This is a genomic window from Candidatus Mycolicibacterium alkanivorans, assembly GCF_022760805.1.
Lineage (GTDB): Bacteria > Actinomycetota > Actinomycetes > Mycobacteriales > Mycobacteriaceae > Mycobacterium > Mycobacterium alkanivorans.
On sequence record NZ_JAIVFL010000001.1, the window covers coordinates 845,011 to 867,732 of the forward strand.

The 22,722-nt window shown below is 67.9% G+C and carries 13 protein-coding genes and 1 pseudogene; 13 read left to right on the plus strand and 1 reads right to left on the minus strand.

Annotated elements, in window-relative coordinates:
- From eccCa to eccA, 11 genes and pseudogenes are all read left to right on the plus strand, one after another.
- A complete protein-coding gene (gene eccCa / locus K9U37_RS04235; protein WP_372489385.1) occupies window positions 1–4,080 on the plus strand; it encodes a type VII secretion protein EccCa in 4,080 nt (1,359 codons plus the stop codon).
- Window positions 4,081–4,197: 117 nt separating this feature from the next.
- Window positions 4,198–4,500 carry a PE domain-containing protein gene (locus K9U37_RS04240; protein ID WP_243070651.1) on the plus strand — a complete coding sequence of 101 codons (303 nt, stop codon included), beginning with the start codon at window positions 4,198–4,200 and terminating at the stop codon, window positions 4,498–4,500.
- Window positions 4,501–4,503: 3 nt separating this feature from the next.
- Window positions 4,504–5,784 (plus strand): PPE domain-containing protein, encoded by a 1,281-nt coding sequence (locus tag K9U37_RS04245; RefSeq protein WP_272888014.1) that lies wholly within the window; start codon window positions 4,504–4,506, stop codon window positions 5,782–5,784.
- A gap of 79 nt (window positions 5,785–5,863) precedes the next feature.
- Window positions 5,864–6,169, plus strand: coding sequence for a WXG100 family type VII secretion target (locus K9U37_RS04250; protein ID WP_163805926.1), 306 nt, complete (start codon window positions 5,864–5,866; stop codon window positions 6,167–6,169).
- A 30-nt stretch (window positions 6,170–6,199) separates the two neighbouring features.
- On the plus strand, window positions 6,200–6,487 hold the full coding sequence (locus K9U37_RS04255; RefSeq protein WP_243070653.1) for a WXG100 family type VII secretion target: 288 nt from the start codon (window positions 6,200–6,202) through the stop codon (window positions 6,485–6,487).
- Between the two features lie 65 nt (window positions 6,488–6,552).
- A complete protein-coding gene (locus K9U37_RS04260; RefSeq protein WP_243070654.1) occupies window positions 6,553–7,386 on the plus strand; it encodes an ESX secretion-associated protein EspG in 834 nt (277 codons plus the stop codon).
- Window positions 7,387–8,415 (plus strand): MinD/ParA family ATP-binding protein, encoded by a 1,029-nt coding sequence (locus K9U37_RS04265; RefSeq protein ID WP_243070655.1) that lies wholly within the window; start codon window positions 7,387–7,389, stop codon window positions 8,413–8,415.
- Window positions 8,415–9,896 (plus strand): type VII secretion integral membrane protein EccD, encoded by a 1,482-nt coding sequence (gene eccD / locus K9U37_RS04270; RefSeq protein ID WP_243070656.1) that lies wholly within the window; start codon window positions 8,415–8,417, stop codon window positions 9,894–9,896. Before K9U37_RS04265 ends, eccD begins: the two co-directional genes overlap by 1 nt.
- Window positions 9,893–11,550: pseudogene (gene mycP / locus K9U37_RS04275) on the plus strand (type VII secretion-associated serine protease mycosin). The gene eccD and the pseudogene mycP overlap by 4 nt, the downstream one beginning before the upstream one ends.
- Window positions 11,547–13,082: a type VII secretion protein EccE gene (gene eccE / locus K9U37_RS04280; RefSeq protein WP_243070657.1), complete on the plus strand. Its 1,536-nt coding sequence runs from the start codon at window positions 11,547–11,549 to the stop codon at window positions 13,080–13,082. Before mycP ends, eccE begins: the two are co-directional and overlap by 4 nt.
- A 3-nt stretch (window positions 13,083–13,085) precedes the next feature.
- On the plus strand, window positions 13,086–14,939 hold the full coding sequence (gene eccA / locus K9U37_RS04285) for a type VII secretion AAA-ATPase EccA (RefSeq protein ID WP_372489386.1): 1,854 nt from the start codon (window positions 13,086–13,088) through the stop codon (window positions 14,937–14,939).
- Window positions 14,940–14,950: 11 nt separating this feature from the next.
- Here the strand turns inward: eccA and K9U37_RS04290 are convergent, their stop codons facing one another.
- Window positions 14,951–16,009, minus strand: a complete 1,059-nt coding sequence (locus K9U37_RS04290; RefSeq protein WP_243070658.1) for a serine/threonine-protein kinase — start codon at window positions 16,007–16,009, stop codon at window positions 14,951–14,953.
- Window positions 16,010–16,443: 434 nt separating this feature from the next.
- On the opposite strand from K9U37_RS04290, the gene gltB reads away from it, so the two are divergent.
- Both gltB and K9U37_RS04300 read left to right on the plus strand, forming a co-directional pair.
- A complete protein-coding gene (gltB, locus tag K9U37_RS04295) occupies window positions 16,444–21,027 on the plus strand; it encodes a glutamate synthase large subunit (protein ID WP_243070659.1) in 4,584 nt (1,527 codons plus the stop codon).
- Window positions 21,020–22,486, plus strand: a complete 1,467-nt coding sequence (locus tag K9U37_RS04300) for a glutamate synthase subunit beta (protein ID WP_243070660.1) — start codon at window positions 21,020–21,022, stop codon at window positions 22,484–22,486. Before gltB ends, K9U37_RS04300 begins: the two co-directional genes overlap by 8 nt.
- Window positions 22,487–22,722 lie beyond the last annotated feature (236 nt).

The following is a 22,722-nucleotide window of genomic DNA, read 5'->3' on the forward strand; positions in this document are numbered from 1 at the left end:
GTGTCGAAGAGGGGATTCGTTCGCGGCGCGCGTACGCCGGCGCCGACGGTTCCGCCCGCGCGTGTCGTCGTGGCGCCGCCGCTGGCGCTTCCGGAGCGCGAGCCCCGAAACATCCTGCTGATGATCGCGCTGCCCGCGCTCCTGGTCGGCATCATCGGGACCCTCGTGGTGATGTACACCTCCGGCGTCCGCTCCCTGCAGTCCGGCTTCTTCCCGATGATCGGCCTGGTCGGTTTCGGCGCCCTGATGTTCAGCGGCCGCTTCGGGCGCGGTCGGCGGATCAGCTGGGGTGAGCAGGAGAAGCAGCGCCGAATCTATCTGCGCCAACTCGACGAGGACCGCGACGAGGTCCAGCGCGCGGCACAGGAACAACGCCGAAGCCAGTTGTTCGTGCACGGCGACCCGCAGGGGCTGGACACCGTGATCGGCGGCCCCCGGATGTGGGAGCGACGGCCGACGGACCCGGACTTCCTCGACGTGCGCCTGGGCATCGGCGTGCAGTCGACCGCCGACTCCGCGGTATCCCTGCAATGGCCGGAGGTGCCCGTCGGCGAGGAGCTCGAGCCGGTGACCGGTCGCGCACTGCGCGACTTCATCCTCGAGCAGAGCAAGATCCGGGGCATCGGCAAGGTCCTGAGCCTGCGCTCCAAGCCCGGCTTCAGCTTCATCGGTGAGGACCCGGCGCAGCTGCACGCGTTCATGCGCGCGGTGCTGTGTTCGCTTGCCGTCTGCCACAGCCCGAGCGACATCAAGCTGATGGTCGTCACCCGCCACCCCGAGCTGTGGTCGTGGTTGGTGTGGCTGCCGCACAACCAGCACGACGAGATGTTCGACGCCTGCGGTATGCGGAGGTTGGTCTTCGGATCACCGACAGAGCTGGAAGACGCCCTGGATTCCGAGCTTCACCGCAAGGGGCGCGGCCCGTGGGCACCGCCCAGCGGTTCGAGCCCGACGACCATGCTCTCCCCGATGGAGTCCGCGATCGCCGGCTCGGCGCTGGGCCCGCACTGGGTGATCGTCGACGACAACGTCGGCACACCCGAGCAGTGGGAGGGTGTCACCGGTCAGAAGGGTATGGCCGGAATCACCGTGTTACGCTTGGCCACTCGGCCCGGAGTCGGCGTCGGGTTCGCCGACGGCGACGAGCGCTTCGAGCTGCGCGAGGGCCGGCTCTGCCACCGCGGCGCCTTCTATGCCGTCGCCGACATGCTCGCCGAGAGCACATCCGACCGATACGCACGTGCCTTGGCCCGCTGGTCGCCGATGACTGCCGGCGAGCTCTCGGAGACCGACAGCCAGGGCGGAGAGCTGCTGCGCGCCTTGGGAATCAGCGATCCCAGAGTGCTCGACGTCGATCGTCTGTGGGCGGACAGTCGCGGCCGCGGCGATCCCCGCTGGGCCATGGTTCCGGTCGGGGTGAAGCCCGGCGGCGAACTGCAGTACGTCATCTTGCGGGCCAAGGACTTCGGCGGCTTCGGCTTCCACTCGGTGGTGATCGGCACGTCGGGTTCCGGCAAGTCGGAGTACTTCCTATCGCTGTGCAACGGAATCGCGCTGACTCACTCGCCGGAGACCTTCATCGTGATCTTCGTCGACATGAAGTTCGAGTCGGCGGCCCAGGACCTCGAGGGCCTGCCGCACGTGGTGGGCTCGCTGTCCAATCTGGGCAAGGACGACCGCCATCTCGCCGAGCGGATGCGCAAGGCCATCGACGGTGAAATCGCGCGTCGCTACCGGCTGTTCAAAGATGCCGGCGCCCGCGATGCCAACGAGTACGAGGAGATGCGGCTGGCCGGCCGGGATCTGGAACCCGTGCCGATTCTGCTGGTCATCATCGACGAGTACCTCGAGCTGTTCCATCATCATCCGGAGTGGATCGATCTGGTGATCCATATCGGGCAGGAGGGACGCGGCTGCAATGTGTTCTTCACCCTCGGCGGACAGCGGCTCGACCTGTCCTCGCTCAGCAAGGCCAAGAGCAACATCGCATTCCGCGTGGCCCTGCGGGCGGAGACCGCGGAGGACTCGCGTGACGTGATCGGCAGTGACGCCGCGCTACACCTGCCGTCCAAGGAAAACGGGTACGCGCTGTTGAAGGTTGGCCCACGCGACCTCGAGCAGTTCCGTTGCTTCTACGTCTCGGCGCCGTTCGTCGTGCCGAAGAAGACGGCAACGACCGACAAGACCGTCGACGTCAGCTTCACCCAGCCCCGTCCGCTGACCTGGGAGTACCAACCGTTGTCCAACGAGGACAGTGCGGCCCTTGCAGTGGCGGACGCGCCGGATGAGCCCGACGAATTCCTTTACCACCCAGACGGTTTCAAGAAGAAGAAGCTGCTCGACGTCATCCGCGAGTCGCTGGTGTCGCACCCCGCCCGGGCGCCGCACCAGATCTGGCTTCCCCCACTGGAGGTCAGTGAGACCGCCGACGCGCTGGTCCGGAGGTGGCGCGGCAAGCCGTGGTGGACCGACTACGGCCAGAACCCGGGCCTGGTGTTTCCCGTTGGAATCGAAGACTTCCCCCAAGAGCATGCCCAGCGGGTGCACATCGTCGATGCCGAGATGGACAACATCATGGTGGTCGCGACCGCGCAACGGGGTAAGTCGACGACGTTGATGACGTTGATGACCTCCGCGGCGCTGATGTACCGTCCCGAGCGGGTCACGTTCTTCTGCGTGGGTGCCTCGCTCTACCCGGTGGAAGATCTGCCCCACGTGGCCGGCGTCGTCAGCCTCACCGACATCGAGGGTGTCTCGCGCACCCTCGCCACCGTCGAGGCTATCATCCGGGTGCGGGAAGCCTCGTTCAAGCGCTACCAGATGGACATCTCGGAATTCCGAGAGCGGCGGTTCGGACCGGGTGGAGGGGGCGGTACCGACCCCGACGACAAGTTCGGTGACGTCTTCCTCGTCATCGACAACTTCGGCGATCTCTACGACAAGGACAACGGCATGGGTGATCGCGCCATCGCGATCGCCCGGCAGGGCTTGTCGTACGGCGTGCATGTGGCGACCAGCGCCAGTGGCTGGCTCGTCGGGCAGAAGCAGGCGCTGCTCAATGTGTCCAACGCCCGAATTCAATTGCGGCTGAGCAATCCTGACGAAACCCAGATGGGCTCGGGTATGGAGCACCGCAGGGCCGCGCGGCACACCCTGGACCGTCCGGGGTTCGGCGTGACCCGGCTGGGACAGGAACTGCTGATCGGTGTCCCCGAGATCGTCGGGCCGAATGGAGAGCGGGTGACGACCCGGCAGATCGGCGCGGCGATCGCCGCTCAGACCGGCGCGGGTAAGGTCGAGACATTGGCTCGCCTTCCGCAGCGCGTCGCCTTGCGTGACGTCGTCGCGGCCTATGCAGCGGACGCTGAGAGCGATGCCCTCGACATTCCGTTCGCCATGGGCGAGAGCGCACTGCAGGCGGTTGCGCTGCCCAGCAGGCAGATGCCGAACCTGCTCGTGGTGGGCCGGCAAGGCTGCGGCAAGACCAGCACCCTGGCGGCGTTCGGGCAGTCCATCGCCGCCCGGTTGTCGCCCGAACAGGCACAGATCACCATCGTCGATCCCAAGACCAGCCTGATCGGCAAGATCCAGGGCGAACACGTCCGTGCCTATGCCTACACGCCCGATGACATCGACCGTGTGCTCGCCGAATTGGCCGAGATGATGGGGTACCGCCTGCCGCCGTCGGGCCTGAGTCAGGAAGAACTGCTCACCCGTTCGCCGTGGAGCGGTCCGCACCATTTCTTGCTCATCGACGACGAGCAGGAACTGCGAACCACCGGTGTCGTCACCAAGCCGGCTGCGACCGCCCCGCTGTGGCCGTTGATCGAGCGCAGCCGGGAGATCGGGCTGCACGTCATCGCCACCCGTCTGCCGGGCAACTGGGCCGGTGTCTCGGCAATGAGTCCGTTCCTGCAGAAGCTGACGGGTTCGCGCGCCCCGACTCTGTTCATGGACAACGACCCCCAGACCGTGAAGGTCTTCGGCCGCACCAGCGCTCAGCAATTGCCGCCCGGTCGCGGTCTGCTGGTGACCACGGACGGCGCGATGGAAGGAGTGCTCGTCGGAACACCGGACTGAGCGGCGACCTTCGGGTTTGCTGAAGGACTCGAAAGCATAAGTCGACATATGTCGCCAGCACACTTTACAATACGACGATATTGCAGGTACGCCCTGTAATCACAGAGGGAGAGCAACATGGTTATGAACGTCAACGCCGCCGCGATCGGTACCTCTGCGGCCACCGAGACCGGGATCAGCGCGGAGATGGGCTCGGCCACGGCCGCGGCGTCCGCGGCGTTGGTCGGCGTCATGCCGATGGGTGCGGACCTGGATTCCGCCGAGTTCGCTGCGGCCCTGAACGCCGCAGGTGCGTCCTACATCGGGACCGCCATCGAGCACCTGGCCAACCGCGGCATGTTCGCCGGCGCTCAGGACCTGGCGGCGGCGACCTACACCGCCACCGACGTCATCAACAACGCCGCGCTCGGACTCGCCTGACCCATGCCCGATCCGGCCTGGCCGTGCTCGTCGCCTGAAACCAACTACCTCCGGCTGGTCGGGCCAGGGGCAGCTGGCACGGCTTCGACCATGGCCAACGGGGCGGCGTGGCAGGCGTTGATGGGCAGCAATGAACTGGCATTCTCGCTCTCGACGCTGAACACCGCGGTCACCTCCTTGAATTTCGAGGGCGTCGGCGGTCTCAGCTCCGCCACCGCCGTGACCGGGCTGAACACCGCGCTGCAGCTGCTGGCTGGCTGGGCGCAGGAGAAGCCGCCGATCGCTGCGAGCGCGGTGTCGGCGTACGAGACCGCGGTGTCCTCGATGATCCCGGCCGAGGTCTCCATCGCCAACCGCACCGAGCAGGCCGCCGACGTCGCGATCAATCCGGCGGTGCTTGGTGCGCTCACACCGGCGATAGTCGCCCTGGACACGGAGTATTTCGGCGAACACTGGCCGCACAACGCAGGCGCGGGTGCCGCCTACGGCGCCGCGCTGGCCGCGCTCGTGGCCGCCTTGACGGTTCCGCCGCCGATATCGCCCCTGGGCGCCTCGCCCGCGGCGCCGGCCACTGCCGCGGCGGCGGTCGCGCAGACGGCCGGGGTGACCGCGGCCGGCGAGGCGATGAAGGAGTCCGGCCAGGTCACCCAGATGGCGGGTCAGACGGCCGCGGCTCCTGCCAAAGCGGCGGGCGGGGCCGGCGAGATGAGCTCGATGATGATGCAGCCGATGCAGGCTGCGATGGGTGCGATGCAGCCGCTGATGGGCATGTTCCAGGCCCCTGTGCAGGCCTTCCAGGGGCTGTCCGGCCTGCCCCAGTCGATGATGGGCTCACTCGGCGGCATGTTCAACGGGACGAAGGCCGGCGACGCGGCGATGCCCGCGGCCGAACTCGTCAAAGTCAGCGCTCGGGGGGCTCGGCGGCGGTGTGGCCGGCGGTGGTGGCGGCGGGGGAGCCGGTGGTTTCCCCGGCGCCGGGCTGACCAGCTACACCCGGCCGACGAGCAGCTTTGCTCCGGAGAACTCGGGGCGCCCGACCTCGCTGAAGGCCGGGCTGTTGAGCGCCACCGACCTCGGCGGCCCCACAACCCCCGGGACGGCCGGCGGCGGAATGCCGGTCTCGCCCGCGCACGCCGGCATGCTGGCCCACGGCAAGGGGGGGAACGGCAAAGACGAGGTGGCGCACGCCCGCATCGTCGCGGACCAGGGTCCCCAGCGGGACCCGAGGCTCAGCTAAGGCTCTGGTCCAAGGGGGTGCTTCCGTCAACGTTTGCCAGAGGGTGAAGTGACAGCTGCGCTGCAGCGCCCGATACTCGTCCACATGTCCCCAGCCCGGGGATCGAACACAGCAAAGGAAGAAGACATGACACTCGTCGTCACACCGGAGGTGCTGCGCAGCACCCAGCAGGCCATCGAGTCTGCGCTCGAGCACGCGACGGCCATCGCCAACGGCTACCTCAGCAGCCATGAGGGCATCGGCTCGGCCGTTTGGGGCGGGCAGGCGCAACTGGCGTCGGTCAACACCGCCGCGCAGATCAACCACGACCTTCAGCAGACCATCACCGGCGGAACTCGGCTCGCGCACGGTCTGAGCCAGGCCGCTTCGATGATGGAGCAGCACGAGGCCGACGCCGCGCACAGCCTGACCAGCTTCGCCGCCAACGCCTGATCCCCGGACCCACCTACGGAAGGACTTGTCATGTCGGACAACATCACCTACAACCACGGCGGCGTCGCTGACTTCGCCTCCGAGGTCGGCTCCCGCTCAGCTCAGCTGATGGAGATCCACGACGACATCCTGCAGCGCACCAACGCGATCGCCGACTTCTTCCAGGGGTCGGCCGCCACGTCGTTCCACGAGGCGCAGATGCAGATGCTGCAGGGCCTGCAGGGGCTCATCGAGACGATGAACCAGCACGGCTCGACCATCAGCAGTGTCAACGACAGCGCTCATCAGACCGACGTCATGATGGGCAACCTCTTCTAACCGGACATCCTCAGCCGGTGGGGGCGCACATTCGGTGCGCCCCTGCAGTCTGCGTTGGGAAACCTATGTTGACGACGACCGTGGACGGCCTGTGGGTGCTACAGGTCCTGTCCGGCATCGAGGTATTGGCACCCGAACTCGGCCTGCGGCCGCATCTGCCCAGTGTGGAGACTGAGCAGATGGCACTCGCCCACCCGATCGCCGCCGAGCTGCGCGCCGTGGGGGTGATCACCGACAGCGGCTGTGTCGACGAGGCCGTCCTGGAGTGGCTGACCGTGCTGTCGCGCCGGGATGTAGCCCTGCTCGTCTACGCACAGACACCGGCCCACGAGACCGAGCCGGACCGAGTTCTGTTGGCGCGGTTCGCGCAATGGTGGGTCGCTCTGGAGCGCAGCGGGATCATGGTCCGGATCAGCGGTGTCGGCACGGCGACGTCGGAGGGTTCGGCCGGCATGCTGGTCAACTCCCAGATCGAGCGGCTGTGCGGAGAGATGAAGCCCGCCCCGCTGCGGCCGGTGACCCTCGACGTCGCCGAACTGCTTGGCGCCGTGCGTGATCGGGCCAGTCTGCGTACCTTCCTGGTCGACAAGAAGCTCGACGGCGACCAGATCGCCACCCTGACCTTGGCGGCCGACACCGAGCACTCAGCGCAGGCCTCGGTGGTGGCCATCCAGTCGGGAGTGGCCAACCGGCCGGCGCGTTCGCACATCGAGCAGGGCGCGGTCACGATCATCGACACTCCGCAGGGCCGGCTGGTCTCCGAGCACGTCAGCCGCGGCGGCAAGTCGTGGATGATCGTCAGTCCCGGGTCCACCGGCAACATCGCTCAGGCGGTGCAGAAGATGGTCCGCCGCCTTCCGGCTGAGGACGAGTGGTACTCCCACAGAAAGGTTGTCTAGGTGACGAATCCCTGGAACGAGCCGGGGCATTCCGCAGACCCCCGTGAGACCCGGCGCGATCCGTTCGGCGAGCACCACCGCCAGCAGCAGGACTCCGTCTCGGGGACGTTGCGGATCTCCGACATGGTTGCGCCGCGCAAGATCCCGCCGGGCTCGGGCTGGCGGAAGTTCCTCTACAACGTCTCGTTCAAGACGATCAACCTCGGAGAGTCCCCGGCCGAGCGGCACTACCGCGAACTGCGTGAGCGTATTCGCCGGCACATCCGCAAGCAGTACGTGATCGGCTTCGTCTCCGGTAAGGGCGGCGTCGGCAAGACGACGATGACCGCGAGCATCGGCGCGATCTTTCGGGAGTGCCGCCCGGAGAACGTCGTGGCGATCGACGCGGCACCGGGATTCGGGACGCTGGCCGGCCGCATCGACGAGTCCCCGCCGGGTGACTATTCGGCGGTGCTCAACGACACCGACGTCCAGGGCTATGCCGACATACGGGAACACCTGGGGCAGAACCAGATCGGGCTGGACGTGCTCGCCGGGAACCGGGCGTCCGACCAACCCCGGCCGCTGGTGCCTGCGATGTTCACCGGGGTGCTGTCACGGCTGCGGCGCACCCACAACGTGATCCTCGTCGACACCGCCGACGATCTCGAGCACCCGGTCATGAAGGCGGTCTTAGACGCCTGCGACACCCTGGTGTTCGTCTCGGGTCTGACCGCGGACACCTCGCTGCCGGTGACCCGCGGCATCGACCTGCTGCGGTCGATGGGTTACCACGATCTGGTGTCGCGGAGCATGGTGATCCTCAACGACAGCCGCAACAACTACGACGCGGACGCGCGGGCGTATCTGACCGAGCGGTTCGGGCAGTCCGGCGCCACCGTCGAATTCATGCCTTATGATCCGCATCTGGCCAAGGGCGGCATCATCGACGCGCAGCACGAACTGCAGAAGAAGACGCGGCTGCGGCTGTTCGAGATCACCGCGTCCTTGGCCGACAAGTACATTCCGGACGCCGACAGGCCACGCTGATGCCGACGGTCTTCTTTCCGGCCCGTTGCGCCATCGCGGTGATCTGTGGGGAACACCTTGTCTCCCAGGTCTATCCGGCGTCGGTTCCGGTCGAGGTGTTCATCGACAATATCGTCGAGCTGCTCAACGAGGAACTGAAGCGACGCGGGGTGGCCGGCCTGGACCCGGGCATCGCCTATGAACTGAACCGCGCCAACGGGACCCGGCTCGACGTCACCAAGACGCTGGACGAGCTCGGCGTCGAGGACGGTGCCACGCTGGTCCTGGTGCCCGCCCAGGAGGGTGAATCCTTCGAGCCGCAGTACGAATCCCTGTCGACCGGCCTGGCCCGGATCGGCAAGCGGCTCTTCGCGCCGGTGACCGCGCAGACCGCCGTGCACACCGCGATGGCCGTGCTCACGATGGTGGCGCTGACGATCCTCGGGCTCGCAGTCCACGCCCGCCTCCACAGCGATTCACCGGCACCTGTTGTGGTCACCGGTGTCGGGGGGCTGCTGCTCGGGCTCGGCACGATCGCGGTCTGGCGCTGGTGGCCCGGCCGGACCGATCTGCTGAACGGATTGGGTTGGCTTACAGTCCCTCTTCTGGCAGTGGCCTTCGCAGCGGCTGCGCCCGGCGGCGTCGGCGCGGCACACCTGTTCATTGCCGCATTGGCGACCGCCGTTCTCACCTGCGGGGTGGTCGCGATCACCCAACGCCATGTCGCTGTCGCCGCGACAGTGGTCACGCTGTGCGTGATCGGGGGCCTGGTGGCGGCCGCGCGCATGTGGCGGCCCGTGCCGGCTCAGTGGCTGGGCATGCTCACCTTGATCGGCCTGTTGCTGCTGCTGACTCTCGGTCCCACCTTCGCGCTGCGGGCGGCACGAATTCGCCCGCCGCACTTCGGTTCGATCACTGGACGAGACCTGTTCCGCCGCGGCGATGGCCTGCCCGTCGACACCGTCTCCCCGGTCGACGAGGACGCCGAGGACGAGCCGAACCCGGACACCACACCGCGAGGTGCGGCGATCACCGAAGCCGCCAAGCGAGCCAACGGTGTGCTCACCGGCATCTGCGTCGCCGCGGCATTGGCCCTGCCGCCAGCGGTGTGGGCCACCCTCATCCCGGGTCGCGGCAAGAGCACCGCCGCCTCGGTCCTGGCGGGACTGTTCGTCCTGATCTTCACCAGCCGCGGGCGCGCCTTCGCCGACCGACGCCAGGCGGTCGCTCTGGTCGGCGGGGCGGCCGGTGCATTCTGCGCGGCTGTCATCCGCTATGTCGTTGCAGCACCGGCTGATTCGGGAGCAGCACTGCTGTGGGGAGCGCTGGTCCTGGTGGCCTTCGCCGGAGTGGGTCTCACGGCGGCCCTGCTGGTCCCGGTCACCCGGTTCACGCCTCTGGTCCGCATGCTCGCCGAATGGCTGGAGTTGGTGGCGATCGTCGCCGCCTTCCCGCTCGCCGCCTGGATCGGCGGGTTGTTCAGCTGGGTCCGCATGCGATGAGCACTTCACCGGCACAACGAATGGCGGCGGCGGCAATGGTCGTCCTGCTGACCGGGGTGGTGGCCAACGTGCCTTCAGCACAGGCCATTCCACCACCCGCGGTCGACCCGTCGGTTGTTCCCCCGGACGGCCCGCCGCGGCCGGACCAGCCGATGCGGCAGAGCAACATCTGCGCACGCACCATCACCGTCGCCGACCCGAACGTCGCGCTGCCCGCTCCGGGCTTCACGATGCTCAACATCAGCAAGGCCTGGCAGTACTCGACCGGAAACGGTGTGACCGTCGCGGTGATCGACACCGGGGTCAACCCGAGTCCCCGCCTGCCCGTCGTCGCAGGCGGCGACTACATCATGGGCGGCGACGGTCTGATGGACTGCGACTCGCACGGCACGATCGTCGCCTCGCTGATCGCGGCCGCACCGCAGGGCAGCCCCATGCCGGCCCCGATGCCGCCCAACCCGGCCTTCCCGCCCCGGCCGGCCCGCCGCCGGTCAACAACGCGCCACCTCCGCCCGGTGCGCCACCGGCCCCGCCCGCGCCACCGCCACCGCCGGCGCCGGTCACCGTCACCGAGACCAAGCAGGCACCCCCCGCCGCCCCGCCGGCAGAGCCTCCGCCGCCACCCGACCAGCCCTCCAACGGTCCCGGTGACCCCGAACCCGGCGGACCCGAGGACCCCGAGGTTCCGCCGCCGGCGCCCGGCACACCCGACGGCGTGGCCGGCGTGGCTCCGCACGCGACGGTGCTGTCCATCCGCCAGTCGTCGCGGGCATTCGAACCGGAGAACCCGTCACCTGGTGACAGCGAGGCGCGCAAGAAGGCCGGCACCGTGGCGACGCTGGCCAGCGCCATCGTCCACGCCGCCAACATGGGCGCCAGGGTCATCAACGTCAGCGTGACGGCGTGTGTGTCGGCGGCCGACCCGCTCGACCAACGCGCCATCGGCGCCGCGGTCTGGTACGCCGCCACCGTGAAGGACGCCGTGATCGTCGCCGCGGCCGGCAACGAAGGTGAGGACGGCTGCGCGCAGAACCCGTCGTTCGACCCGCTGAACACCGACGACCCACGGGACTGGCATCAGGTGAAGACCGTGTCGTCACCGTCGTGGTTCTCCGACTACGTCCTGTCCGTGGGAGCAGTCGACAACACCGGTGCGCCGATCAGCGAGAGCCTCGCCGGCCCATGGGTCGCGGCCGCGGCGCCCGGCGTGGGAATCATGGGTCTATCGCCGCAGACCGGCGGACCGGTCAACGCCCACCCGCCGGTGAGGCCGGGCGAGAAGAACATGCCGTTCTGGGGGACCAGCTTCTCCGCCGCCTACGTCAGCGGCGTCGCCGCGCTGGTGCGGGCCAAGTACCCGAACCTGACGGCCAACCAGGTCGTCCATCGAATCCTCCAGACCGCGCACAATCCGCCCCGCGGTGTCGACAACCAGGTCGGCTACGGGGTGGTCGACCCGGTTGCGGCGCTGACCTTCAACGTTCCGCCGGGTGACGCGGTCGCCCCAGGCGCGCAGACCCGCGTCGTACCGCCACCGGCACCACCGGCCGCGCCGGACCATCGGGCCCGCAATGTCGCGCTGGGGTTCGCGGGAGCGGTTGTCGGCGCCGTCTTACTGGCAGCCATCATCGCCCGGCTGAGGCGGGCGCGATGAGACCTCAGGTGGTGCAGCTGGCCGTGATCGTGGCGGTCCTGCTGCTGGGACTGATCGGCTGGAGTGTCGACGGCTACCTCGGTGCCGCGCTGGGTCTGCTGCTCGGCCTTGTCCTCTTCGCCGTCCCGTGGCGGCGCCGGCCGCTGTGGTCGTGGGCGGCCCTGTACCTTCACCGCAACAAGGCGATCGAGCTGTCCGAACCCGTGACGGTGGCCAACGATCGCTCCGGCGGCGGTGTGCGTTACCAGGACGGCGTTGCCGTGGTCGCCGTCCAGCTGCTCGGCAAGGCGCACACACCAACCATTTTCATGGGATCGACGTCGACCGAGACCCGAAACACCGTCGACGTCAGTGAACTCCTGCCTGCGATGCACCAGAGCCTGGGCCTGACACTAAAGTCGCTGAGCGTCGTCAGCGTCGGTTCGCGGCGCCGCAGCACCGGCGACTACCCCCGCGTCTACGACACCCTGATCGGCACACCACCTTATGCCGGTCAACGCGAGACGTGGCTGGTTTTGCGACTGGGTGCCCTCGAGAACGCCGACGCCCTGCAGTGGCGCACCAGCGTGGGCACCGCCGCGCTGGCCGCCGCTCAGCGCGTCGCGGCGGGACTGCGCTGCAACGGAATTCGGGCCAAGGTGGCTACCGCCACCGACATCGTGGAACTGGAACGGCGCCTGGGCCGCACCGCCCTGGAGCCACACAACCAGCGCTGGCGCACGGCGCGTAGTGATGCAGGCTGGCTCACCACCTACGCCTACCAGCCGCGTGACATCAACGCCGACGTTCTGGCGCAAGCGTGGTCACTGCGCGCCGACGGCATCACCCAGAACATCACGCTGCTCCCGGACGGCACCGCCACGGCGACGATCACCGTGCGCAGCACTCAGCCGCCGACCGCGCCGCCGAGCGTCATCCTCAAGACGCTGCCCGGTGAGCAGGCCAACGCCGTCGCCGCGAACATGTGCGGCCCGCGGCCCGAACTGCGTGGCGTCAGCCGAGGCCCACTGCCCGCATCCTTGATCCTGCCGATCGGCCCGTCCGGTGTCCTGCTTGGCAAGATCGGCGCCGGTGACCGGCTACTGCTGCCGATGGGAGATCCTGGCGAGTTCAGCCGGATTCACGTCGCGGCCGAGGACGCCATTGCCAAACGCATCGTGGTGCGCATCGCCGGTGCGGGCGATCGGATCACCGTCCATACCCGTGACCTTGGGCGCTGGGAGAGTGTCCGGATGCCGCACGTGGCCGTCATCGATCAGCCGCGGCCGGCGTCGGGCACCACCGTGAGTGTGGTGGACGGCACCGTGTCGCCCGCTCCGCGGCCCAACACCGTGATCGCCATCGGCGGGCCAACTGAGCCGCCCCGTGGATCGGCTGATGTGGTGATCACTCAGACCGGTCCGGCCATCGTCGAGGTCAACGCCGCGGGCCGGGTGTACGAGGTCGAGGTCGAACTGTTCCGTGCCGAGAACCGCTATGTGTCCAGCGAACCGACATCGCTGTGGTCGACGGAATTGGAGCCGGTGGAGTAGGCCATGACCAGCAGCGCCTCCACAGCAGCCGCTCGTCGCCAATTCGACCAGGCGATGGCGGTTTTCGAGACCGATCCCACCTCGGCCCAGCGGCACTTCCGTGAGGCGACGGAGGTCGACCCCTCGATGGCCGACGCGTGGCTGGGCCGCATCGCCACCGGTGACGACGCCCTGGACACCCTGCAGCAGGTGTACGCCTACGGGGCCCGCCTGCACCGGGAGACCAATCGACTGGGCCTGCGTCTGGCCGCGCCGATCAAGGCAGGGCCGTACCTGTCGATCACCGTCACCGAGGCCTCGCATGCCGGACTGGCGCTGGCGAGCGCGCTGATCGACGACGGGCAGTTCGAGAAAGCCGCAGCGGTCCTGAACGATTCGGCTCTGCTGGATACCTGGGAGAACCACCAGTGGCAGCAATACATCCGTGGCTATCTGATGTTCGCGACCCAACGTTGGCCCGACGTCGTCGCCGAGGCCGCCCGGGTTCTGCCTCCGCAGGCGATCATCATGTCCGCCGTCACCGCGGCCGCCGATGCGCTGGCGGCGCACGCCGCCGCCCACCTCGGGCAGGCCAGGGTCGCCCTGGAATGGGCGGACCGAGTGGAGCTGCGCGCCGAGCGGGGCGCAATGGCGGAGGCTCGCAGGCACAGCCTGATGGACACCGCGGTGACGGCCATCGATCCAATCGAATTCCCCCTCATCGCAGCCGATCTCGCCTACGTCCGCGGAATGGCGCACCGCCAGCTCGGCGACGAGGAGAAGGCACAGATTTGGCTGTCGAAGGCCACCATCAACGGTGTCCTGATCGAGCCGGCGAAGCAGGCACTGGCTGACCCACGGCTTCAGCTCGTGGTCACCGACGAGGAGACGATCAACAGCCGCACCGACAAGTGGGATGTCACCACAGAGTTGTCTGCGAACGATCGCACCGAGGAGGAGAACGCCGAGCGACGCACCGAGCTGCTCGCCGAAGGCCGCGCGCTGCTGAACAATCAGGTCGGGCTGGCCGAGGTGAAGCGGGCCGTCGCCGAACTCGAGGATCAGATCGAGGTGCGGGCGCTGCGACTGGCCCACGGCCTGCCGGTGACCAACCAGACCAACCACATGCTCCTGGTCGGGCCGCCGGGTACCGGCAAGACCACCACGGCCGAAGCCCTCGGCAAGATCTATGCCGGACTCGGGATCGTCCGGCATCCGGAGATCATCGAGGTCAAGAGGGCCGACTTCTGCGGCGAGCACATCGGATCATCGGGTCCGAAGACCAACGAGCTGATCGCCCGGTCGCTGGGGCGGATCCTGTTCGTGGACGAGTTCTATTCGCTGGTCGAGCGACACCACGACGGCCGGCCGGACATGATCGGCATGGAAGCGGTGAATCAGCTTCTGGTGGCCCTCGAGGTGCACCGCTTCGACTTCTGTTTCATCGGCGCGGGGTACGAGAAAGAGGTCGACGAGTTCCTCACGGTGAACCCGGGTTTGGCCGGACGTTTCAACCGCAAGTTGCGGTTCGAGTCGTACAGCCCCGACGAGATCGTCGAGATCGCGGTCCGCTACGGCCGGCCGCGCGCGACCGTGATCGAGCCGGGCGCCCGTGACGCACTCAACGCCGCCTGCCGCCGCCTTCGGGCCTACCTGTCACCCGACGGCACCCACGGTATCGACGTCATGCAGAACGGCCGATTCGCCCGCAATGTCGTCGAACGTGCCGAGCGGCTGCGTGATTCGCGGGTCGCGGCGCAGAACCGCGCCAGCCGGGGATCGGTCACCGTGGAGGACCTCGAGACGGTACGCACCCAGGACATCGTCGCGGCGGTCGGGGACGCGTGCGCCGAGAAGCATGTGCCCGTCGCACTCTGACCTGGCGGTCGTTAGCTTCGTGAAGCTCCCAATGCGGCGTCGGCGGCGTCGGCAAGTTCCCCGGCGTGTTGGAAGCGGGCAGCGGGATCCTTGGCCATCGCGGTGGCGATGACGCCGTCGATCCCGGGGGGCAGCCAGGGCGCGTACTGCGTGGCACGGGGCGGGGTCCGGTACAACTGAGCCTGCACGACAGCGTCTTTGGGGCCGGCGTCGAAGAACGGGGGCTTGCCGGTCAGCAGCCGAAACAGCGAGCAGCCCAACGAGTACACGTCGGCGCGGCCGTCCACGGCTCCTCCGCGCAACATCTCCGGCGCGGCGTACGCAGCCGAGGTCAGCACCATGCCGTTCTCACCCCAGGAGCTGCCGTCGTCGGTGGTGCGGGCCAGGCCGAAGTCTGCCAGCAGGACAGCGCCGTCGTTGCCCAGTAGGAAGTTGGGGGGCTTGACGTCGCCGTGCGCGAAGTGACGGCCATGGGCATAGTCCAGCGCCGCGGCCACTTCGGCGATGATGTGCACCGCCCGCTGCGGTGACATGCGCCCGGCCCGCAACTCCCGGTCGGCATCGGTACCGGCGATGTACTGCATTGCCAGCCAGAGCATTCCGCTTTTTGACTCGCCGGACCCGTATACCGGAACGATGTTGGGGTGGTGCAGCGCCCGGGCGGCCCATACCTCGTCGGCGAACCGGCGCCGATAGCCGGGATCGTCCGACACCTCGGCGTTGAGCACCTTCAGGGCGACCACTGCACCCGAATAACGTTGCCGGGCAACGCAGACCCTGCCCACGCCGCCGGACCCCAGGACAGACTCGATGACGTAGTCGTCCACGAGCGTGCCGGGTGCGAGCACGCTAGCGGGCGTCGGGTCGATCCGGCTGCCCAGCACGCCGATCTTGTAGCGGCCACGCAGCGGGGCCGCGACCATGGCCTCCATCGCTGCCCGGCGCTTCTCGGCACGAGACGGGCCGGGGTGAACCAATCCGAACGTCGCCGCGTGAAGCGCGCGCCGCCGGCCGCGGGTGGGCCTGGGCTTGGGAAATGAGTCGCCCGGCACGTCGTCGCGCCCGGTCACCAGCGCTCTCGCGAGGCTACGACTTCTGGCATGGCATCAGTATCGCGGTACCCGCAATCGCGTAGGTGACGGGCCGGTTCCTAAGAATCCGGGCAGACTTTGCGCAAATTCCGGACCGCCCGTTCTGCCCGTTTCGGGAGGCAGACCGGGCACTCGACGTGTGGCGTGGCCGAAGCCTGCGCCAAAAGACGACGTAGACGACGAATTCCGCAGCTTGGAGGCGGTGAGCGGGCAGCGGCTGCCGGTGCGCTCCTGAACAGTCAAGTTAGGTACGACTAAGTTGGCATGTCAGGCTGTGTCTGTCATATCGTTTTACGACTTGTTGACACCACAGAAGGACCACCGTTCAGCGACGCACGGAGGGATCCCTGACGGGGCGCGCGGCGACGTCCAAAGAACCGCAGCGCGAAAAAGCTTTGAAGGGTCAGGTGCAGATGCCCAGGAGAGTCGGGCTGTACAACCCCGCTTTTGAGCACGACGCGTGCGGCGTCGCCATGGTGGTGGACATCCACGGGCGGCGCAGCCGCGACATCGTGGACAAGGCGATCACCGCCCTGCTGAACCTCGAGCACCGCGGAGCCGCGGGCGCCGAACCGCACAGCGGTGACGGCGCGGGCATCCTGCTGCAGGTCCCGGACACGTTCCTGCGCGCGGTCGTCGATTTCGAACTGCCCGCCGAGGGCTCGTATGCCACCGGCATCGCCTTCCTGCCGCAGTCCGCCCGCGATGCCGCCACGGCGTGCGAGGCCGTCGGCAAGATTGTCGATGCCGAAGGCCTGGAGGTCCTGGGCTGGCGCGACGTGCCCACCGACGACTCCTCGCTGGGCGCGCTCTCGCGTGACGCCATGCCCACCTTCCGTCAGGTGTTCGTCGGTGGCGCCTCCGGCATGGATCTGGAGCGCAAGGCGTACGTGATCCGCAAGCGCGCCGAACACGAGCTGGGCTCCAAAGGCCCCGGCCAGGACGGCCCGGGACGCGAAACCGTCTATTTCCCAAGCCTTTCCGGTCAGACGTTGGTCTACAAGGGCATGCTGACCACGCCTCAGCTCAAGGCGTTCTACCTCGACCTGCAAGACGATCGGCTGGAAAGCGCGCTGGGCGTGGTGCACTCGCGGTTCTCCACCAACACCTTCCCGTCGTGGCCGCTGGCGCACCCGTTCCGCCGGATTGCCCACAACGGCGAGATCAACACCGTCACCGGCAACGAGAACTGGATGCGTGCCCGCGAGGCGCTGATCAAGACCGACGTCTTCGGCACCGGCGTCGAGAAGGTCTTCCCGGTCTGTACCCCCGGCGCCTCGGACACCGCCCGCTTCGACGAGGTGCTCGAACTACTGCACCTGGGCGGGCGCAGCCTGGCGCACGCGGTGCTGATGATGATCCCGGAGGCCTGGGAGCGCAACGAGTCGATGGACCCGGCGCGGCGTGCCTTCTACGAGTACCACGCCTCGTTGATGGAGCCGTGGGACGGCCCGGCCTCGGTGTGCTTCTCCGACGGCACTGTCGTCGGCGCGGTTCTGGACCGCAACGGTCTGCGGCCCTCGCGCATCTGGGTCACCGACGACGGCCTGGTGGTCATGGCGTCGGAGGCCGGCGTGCTCGACCTCGACGCGGCCAAGGTGGTCAAGCGGATGCGGTTGCAGCCCGGACGCATGTTCCTGGTCGACACCGCCCAGGGCCGCATCGTCGCCGACGAGGAGATCAAGGCCGAGCTGGCCGCGCAGAACCCGTACCAGGAATGGCTCGACGAGCAACTGTTCCACCTCGACGAGCTGCCGCAGGGGCCCTACATCCGGATGCCGCACCACCGCGTGGTGCTGCGCCAGCAGGCCTTCGGCTACACCTACGAGGAGCTCAACCTGCTGGTCGCGCCGATGGCGCGCGCCGGCGCAGAGCCGCTGGGCTCGATGGGCACCGACACCCCGATCGCCGTGCTGTCGGCGCGTCCGCGGATGCTCTACGACTACTTCCAGCAGCTGTTCGCCCAGGTGACCAACCCACCGCTGGACGCCATCCGCGAAGAGGTGGTGACCAGCCTGCAGGGCACCGTCGGCCCGGAGGGCGATCTGCTCAACCCCACGGCGGAGTCGTGTCACCAGATCGTGTTGCCGCAGCCGATCCTGCGCAACCACGAGCTGGCCAAGCTGATCAACCTCGACCCCGACGACGAGGTTCGCGGCCACAAGCACGGCATGCGCTCGGCCGTCGTGCGCTGCCTGTACCCGGTGGCCAAGGGCGGCGAGGGCCTGCGTCGCGCGCTCGACGACATCCGCGACGCGGCCTCGAAGGCCATCGCCGAGGGCGCGCAGATCCTGATCATCTCCGACCGGGACTCCAACGAGAACCTCGCACCGATTCCGTCGCTGTTGGCCGTCTCGGCCATCCACCACCATCTGGTCCGCGAACGCACCCGCACCCAGGTCGGTCTGGTGGTGGAAAGCGGTGACGCCCGCGAGGTCCACCACATGGCGGCGCTGGTCGGCTTCGGCGCGGCGGCGGTCAACCCCTACATGGCATTCGAGTCGATCAGCGACATGATCGACCGCGGTGTGATCGAGGGCATCGACCGCGAGAAGGCGCTGTCCAATTACGTCAAGGCCGCCGGCAAGGGTGTGCTGAAGGTGATGTCGAAGATGGGCATCTCCACGCTGGCCTCCTTCACCGGTGCCCAGCTGTTCCAGGCCATCGGCATCTCGCAGTCGGTGCTCGACGAGTACTTCACCGGGCTGAGCTGCCCGGTGGGCGGCATCGACCTCGACGACATCGCCGCCGACGTGGCCAGCCGCCACCAGCTGGCCTACCTGGACCGGCCCGACGAGCGCGCACACCGCGAGCTCGAGGTCGGCGGCGAGTATCAGTGGCGCCGCGAGGGCGAGTACCACCTGTTCAACCCGGACACGGTGTTCAAGCTGCAGCACTCCACCCGCACCGGCCAGTACTCGGTCTTCAAGGAGTACACCAAGCTGGTCGACGACCAGAGCGAGCGGATGGCCTCGCTGCGCGGCCTGCTGAAGTTCAAAGACCCCAATGACAGTGGGCGCAAACCGATTTCCATCGTGGAGGTTGAGTCGGCGAGCGAGATCGTCAAGCGGTTCTCCACCGGCGCGATGAGCTACGGTTCGATCTCGGCCGAGGCACACGAGACGCTGGCGATCGCGATGAACCGCCTTGGCGCGCGGTCGAACTCGGGCGAGGGCGGCGAGGCGGCCAGCCGTTTCGAGCGCGACCCCAACGGTGACTGGCGGCGCAGCGCGATCAAGCAGGTTGCCTCCGGCCGGTTCGGCGTGACGTCGCACTACCTGAGCAACTGCACCGACATCCAGATCAAGATGGCCCAGGGCGCCAAACCTGGTGAGGGCGGTCAGCTTCCGGGTCAGAAGGTGTACCCGTGGGTGGCCGAGGTCCGGCACTCGACGCCGGGTGTCGGTCTGATCTCCCCGCCGCCTCACCACGACATCTACTCGATCGAGGACCTGGCGCAGCTGATCCACGACCTGAAGAACGCCAACCCGCAGGCCCGCGTGCACGTGAAGTTGGTGTCGGAGAATGGCGTCGGCACGGTCGCGGCCGGTGTCTCCAAGGCGCACGCCGACGTGGTGTTGATCTCCGGACACGACGGCGGCACCGGGGCCACCCCGCTGACGTCGATGAAGCACGCCGGTGCGCCGTGGGAGCTCGGCCTGGCCGAGACGCAGCAGACCTTGCTGCTCAACGGACTTCGGGACCGGATCGTGGTCCAGGTCGACGGCCAGCTCAAGACCGGCCGCGACGTGGTGATCGCCGCGCTGCTGGGCGCCGAGGAGTTCGGCTTCGCCACCGCACCACTGGTGGTGTCGGGCTGCATCATGATGCGGGTCTGCCACCTCGACACCTGCCCGGTTGGGGTGGCCACCCAGAACCCGCTGCTGCGTGAGCGGTTCAACGGCAAGCCGGAGTTCGTGGAGAACTTCTTCATGTTCATCGCCGAAGAGGTCCGCGAGCTGATGGCCCAGTTGGGCTTCCGCACCGTCAACGAGATGGTGGGTCAGGTCAACGCGCTGGACACCGCGCAGGCTGCCGCGCACTGGAAGGCCGACAAGCTCGACCTTGCCCCGGTTCTGCACGAGCCGGAGTCGGCGTTCATGAACCAGGACCTGTACTGCAGTTCGCGTCAGGACCACGGCTTGGAAAAGGCGCTCGACCAGCAGCTGATCGTGATGAGCCGCGAGGCTCTGGACTCGGGCACCCCGGTCCGGTTCTCCACAACCATCGCCAACACCAACCGCACCGTCGGCACCATGCTCGGCCACGAGCTCACGAAAGCCTATGGGGCCAACGGTCTTCCGGATGGCACCATTGATATCACATTCGAAGGCTCGGCCGGCAACAGCTTCGGTGCGTTCGTGCCCAAGGGCATCACGCTGCGGGTCTACGGCGACGCCAATGACTACGTGGGCAAGGGCCTCTCCGGTGGGCGCATCGTGTTGCGTCCGTCGGACTCCGCGCCGGAAGGCTATGTGGCCGAGGACAACATCATCGGCGGCAACGTCATCCTGTTCGGTGCCACCAGCGGCACCGCGTTCATCCGCGGCACGGTGGGTGAGCGCTTCGCAGTGCGTAACTCCGGTGCCCACGCGGTAGTGGAGGGCGTGGGCGACCACGGCTGCGAGTACATGACCGGCGGACGGGTGGTCATCCTCGGCGAGACGGGACGCAACTTCGCGGCCGGCATGTCCGGCGGTATCGCCTACGTCTACGACCCCGACGGCAAGCTGCCGGACAACCTCAACACCGAGATGGTGGACCTCGACGAATTCGACGACGCCGACATCGAGTGGCTGCGCGACATGATCGTCGCGCACACCGACGCCACCGATTCGGCTGTGGGCCAGCGGATCTTGGCCGACTGGCAGGGACAGGTAGGTAATTTCGTGAAGGTGATGCCGCGCGACTACAAGGCCGTACTGCACGCGATTGCCGAGGCGGAAGCCGCTGGCGAGGACGTCGACAAGGCGATCATGGCGGCCGCTCATGGCTGACCGGACCGGCTTTCTGAAGTACACCCACCGGGAGCTACCGACCCGCCGGCCGGTGGCCCTGCGCCTGAAGGACTGGAAAGAGGTCTACGAGGACTTCTCCCACGACACCCTGGAGCACCAGGCTTCCCGCTGCATGGATTGCGGAATTCCGTTCTGCCACAACGGCTGCCCGCTGGGCAACCTGATCCCGGAGTGGAACGACCTGGTGTACCGGGACCGGTGGCGCGACGCGATCGAGCGGCTGCACGCCACCAACAACTTCCCGGAGTTCACCGGGCGGCTGTGCCCCGCGCCGTGTGAGGCCTCCTGCGTGCTGGGCATCAACCAGGACCCGGTCACCATCAAGCAGGTCGAGGTCGAGATCATCGACAACGCCTTCGACGAGGGCTGGGTCGTCCCGATGCCGCCGCACGTCATCACCGGCAAGAAGGTCGCCGTCGTCGGCTCCGGTCCGGCCGGGCTCGCCGCCGCTCAGCAGCTGACCCGCGCCGGCCACGACGTCACCGTCTTCGAACGCGCCGACCGCATCGGCGGGCTGCTGCGCTACGGCATCCCCGAGTTCAAGATGGAGAAGCGTCACATCGACCGCCGCCTGGCGCAGATGGAGGCCGAGGGCACCACCTTCCGGCCGGGCGTCAACGTCGGTGTCGACATCACCGCCGAGCAGTTGCGCGACGAGTACGACGCCGTGGTGCTCGCCGGCGGTGCCACCGCCTGGCGCGACCTGCCAATCCCCGGCCGCCAGTTCGAGGGCATCTACCAGGCCATGGAGTACCTGCCGTGGGCCAACAAGGTTCAGCAGGGCGATCCTGTGCTCGACGTGAACGGCCAGCCGCCGATCACCGCCATGGGCAAGGAGGTCATCATCATCGGCGGCGGTGACACCGGCGCCGACTGCCTGGGCACCGCACACCGTCAGGGCGCGGTCAGCGTGCACCAGTTCGAGATCATGCCGCGACCCCCGGAGACCCGGGCCGATTCGACGCCGTGGCCGACCTACCCGGTGATGTTCCGGGTGTCCTCGGCGCACGAGGAGGGCGGCGAGAGGGTGTTCTCGGTGAACACCGAGAAGTTCCTCGGCCACGAGGGAAAGGTCACCGGACTGCGCGCCCACGAAGTGGTGATGAAGGACGGTAAGTTCGAGAAGGTCGAGGGCACCGACTTCGAACTGGAAGCCGACCTGGTGCTGCTGGCGATGGGCTTCGTCGGCCCGGAGCGGCCGGGCCTGCTGACCGACCTGGGTGTGGAGCTCGACGCGCGCGGCAACGTCGCCCGCGGCAAGGACTTCGACACCTCGGTGGAGGGCGTCTACGTGGCCGGTGACATGGGCCGCGGCCAGTCGCTCATCGTCTGGGCGATCGCCGAAGGCCGTGCCGCCGCCGCCGCGGTGGACCGCTATCTGATGGGCCACTCGGCGCTGCCGGCACCCATCAAGCCGACCGCAGCGCCGCAGCGCTAGCCGCCTGCACCGAGACAGAACTCACGCAGAGGAAGTGCGAGTAGGAGGCTGTGTGGCTTCCATCTCGACGCGCCGCGCCGCCACTCCCGCCACTTGAGTCACACCAGAATCATCCAATAATCTACCGGCGCGCCTCTCGCGGTTCGCGGTGTGATCTAGGTCTAATTGCTGAAGCGGTCGCTGCGGTAAAGTAGCGCTCCGGTCATTGGATAGCCGACCACAGGAGTGTTCCTCGT

Excerpts from the sequence above, each read along its gene's own strand:
- K9U37_RS04240 (WP_243070651.1), top strand. The coding sequence starts at position 4,198 with ATGGTTATGAACGTCAACGCCGCCGCGATCGGTACCTCTGCGGCCACC.
- K9U37_RS04245 (WP_272888014.1), top strand. The coding sequence starts at position 4,504 with ATGCCCGATCCGGCCTGGCCGTGCTCGTCGCCTGAAACCAACTACCTC.
- K9U37_RS04250 (WP_163805926.1), top strand. The coding sequence starts at position 5,864 with ATGACACTCGTCGTCACACCGGAGGTGCTGCGCAGCACCCAGCAGGCC.
- K9U37_RS04255 (WP_243070653.1), top strand. The coding sequence starts at position 6,200 with ATGTCGGACAACATCACCTACAACCACGGCGGCGTCGCTGACTTCGCC.
- K9U37_RS04260 (WP_243070654.1), top strand. The coding sequence starts at position 6,553 with ATGTTGACGACGACCGTGGACGGCCTGTGGGTGCTACAGGTCCTGTCC.
- eccD (WP_243070656.1), top strand. The coding sequence starts at position 8,415 with ATGCCGACGGTCTTCTTTCCGGCCCGTTGCGCCATCGCGGTGATCTGT.
- eccE (WP_243070657.1), top strand. The coding sequence starts at position 11,547 with ATGAGACCTCAGGTGGTGCAGCTGGCCGTGATCGTGGCGGTCCTGCTG.
- eccA (WP_372489386.1), top strand. The coding sequence starts at position 13,086 with ATGACCAGCAGCGCCTCCACAGCAGCCGCTCGTCGCCAATTCGACCAG.
- gltB (WP_243070659.1), top strand. The coding sequence starts at position 16,444 with ATGCCCAGGAGAGTCGGGCTGTACAACCCCGCTTTTGAGCACGACGCG.
- K9U37_RS04300 (WP_243070660.1), top strand. The coding sequence starts at position 21,020 with ATGGCTGACCGGACCGGCTTTCTGAAGTACACCCACCGGGAGCTACCG.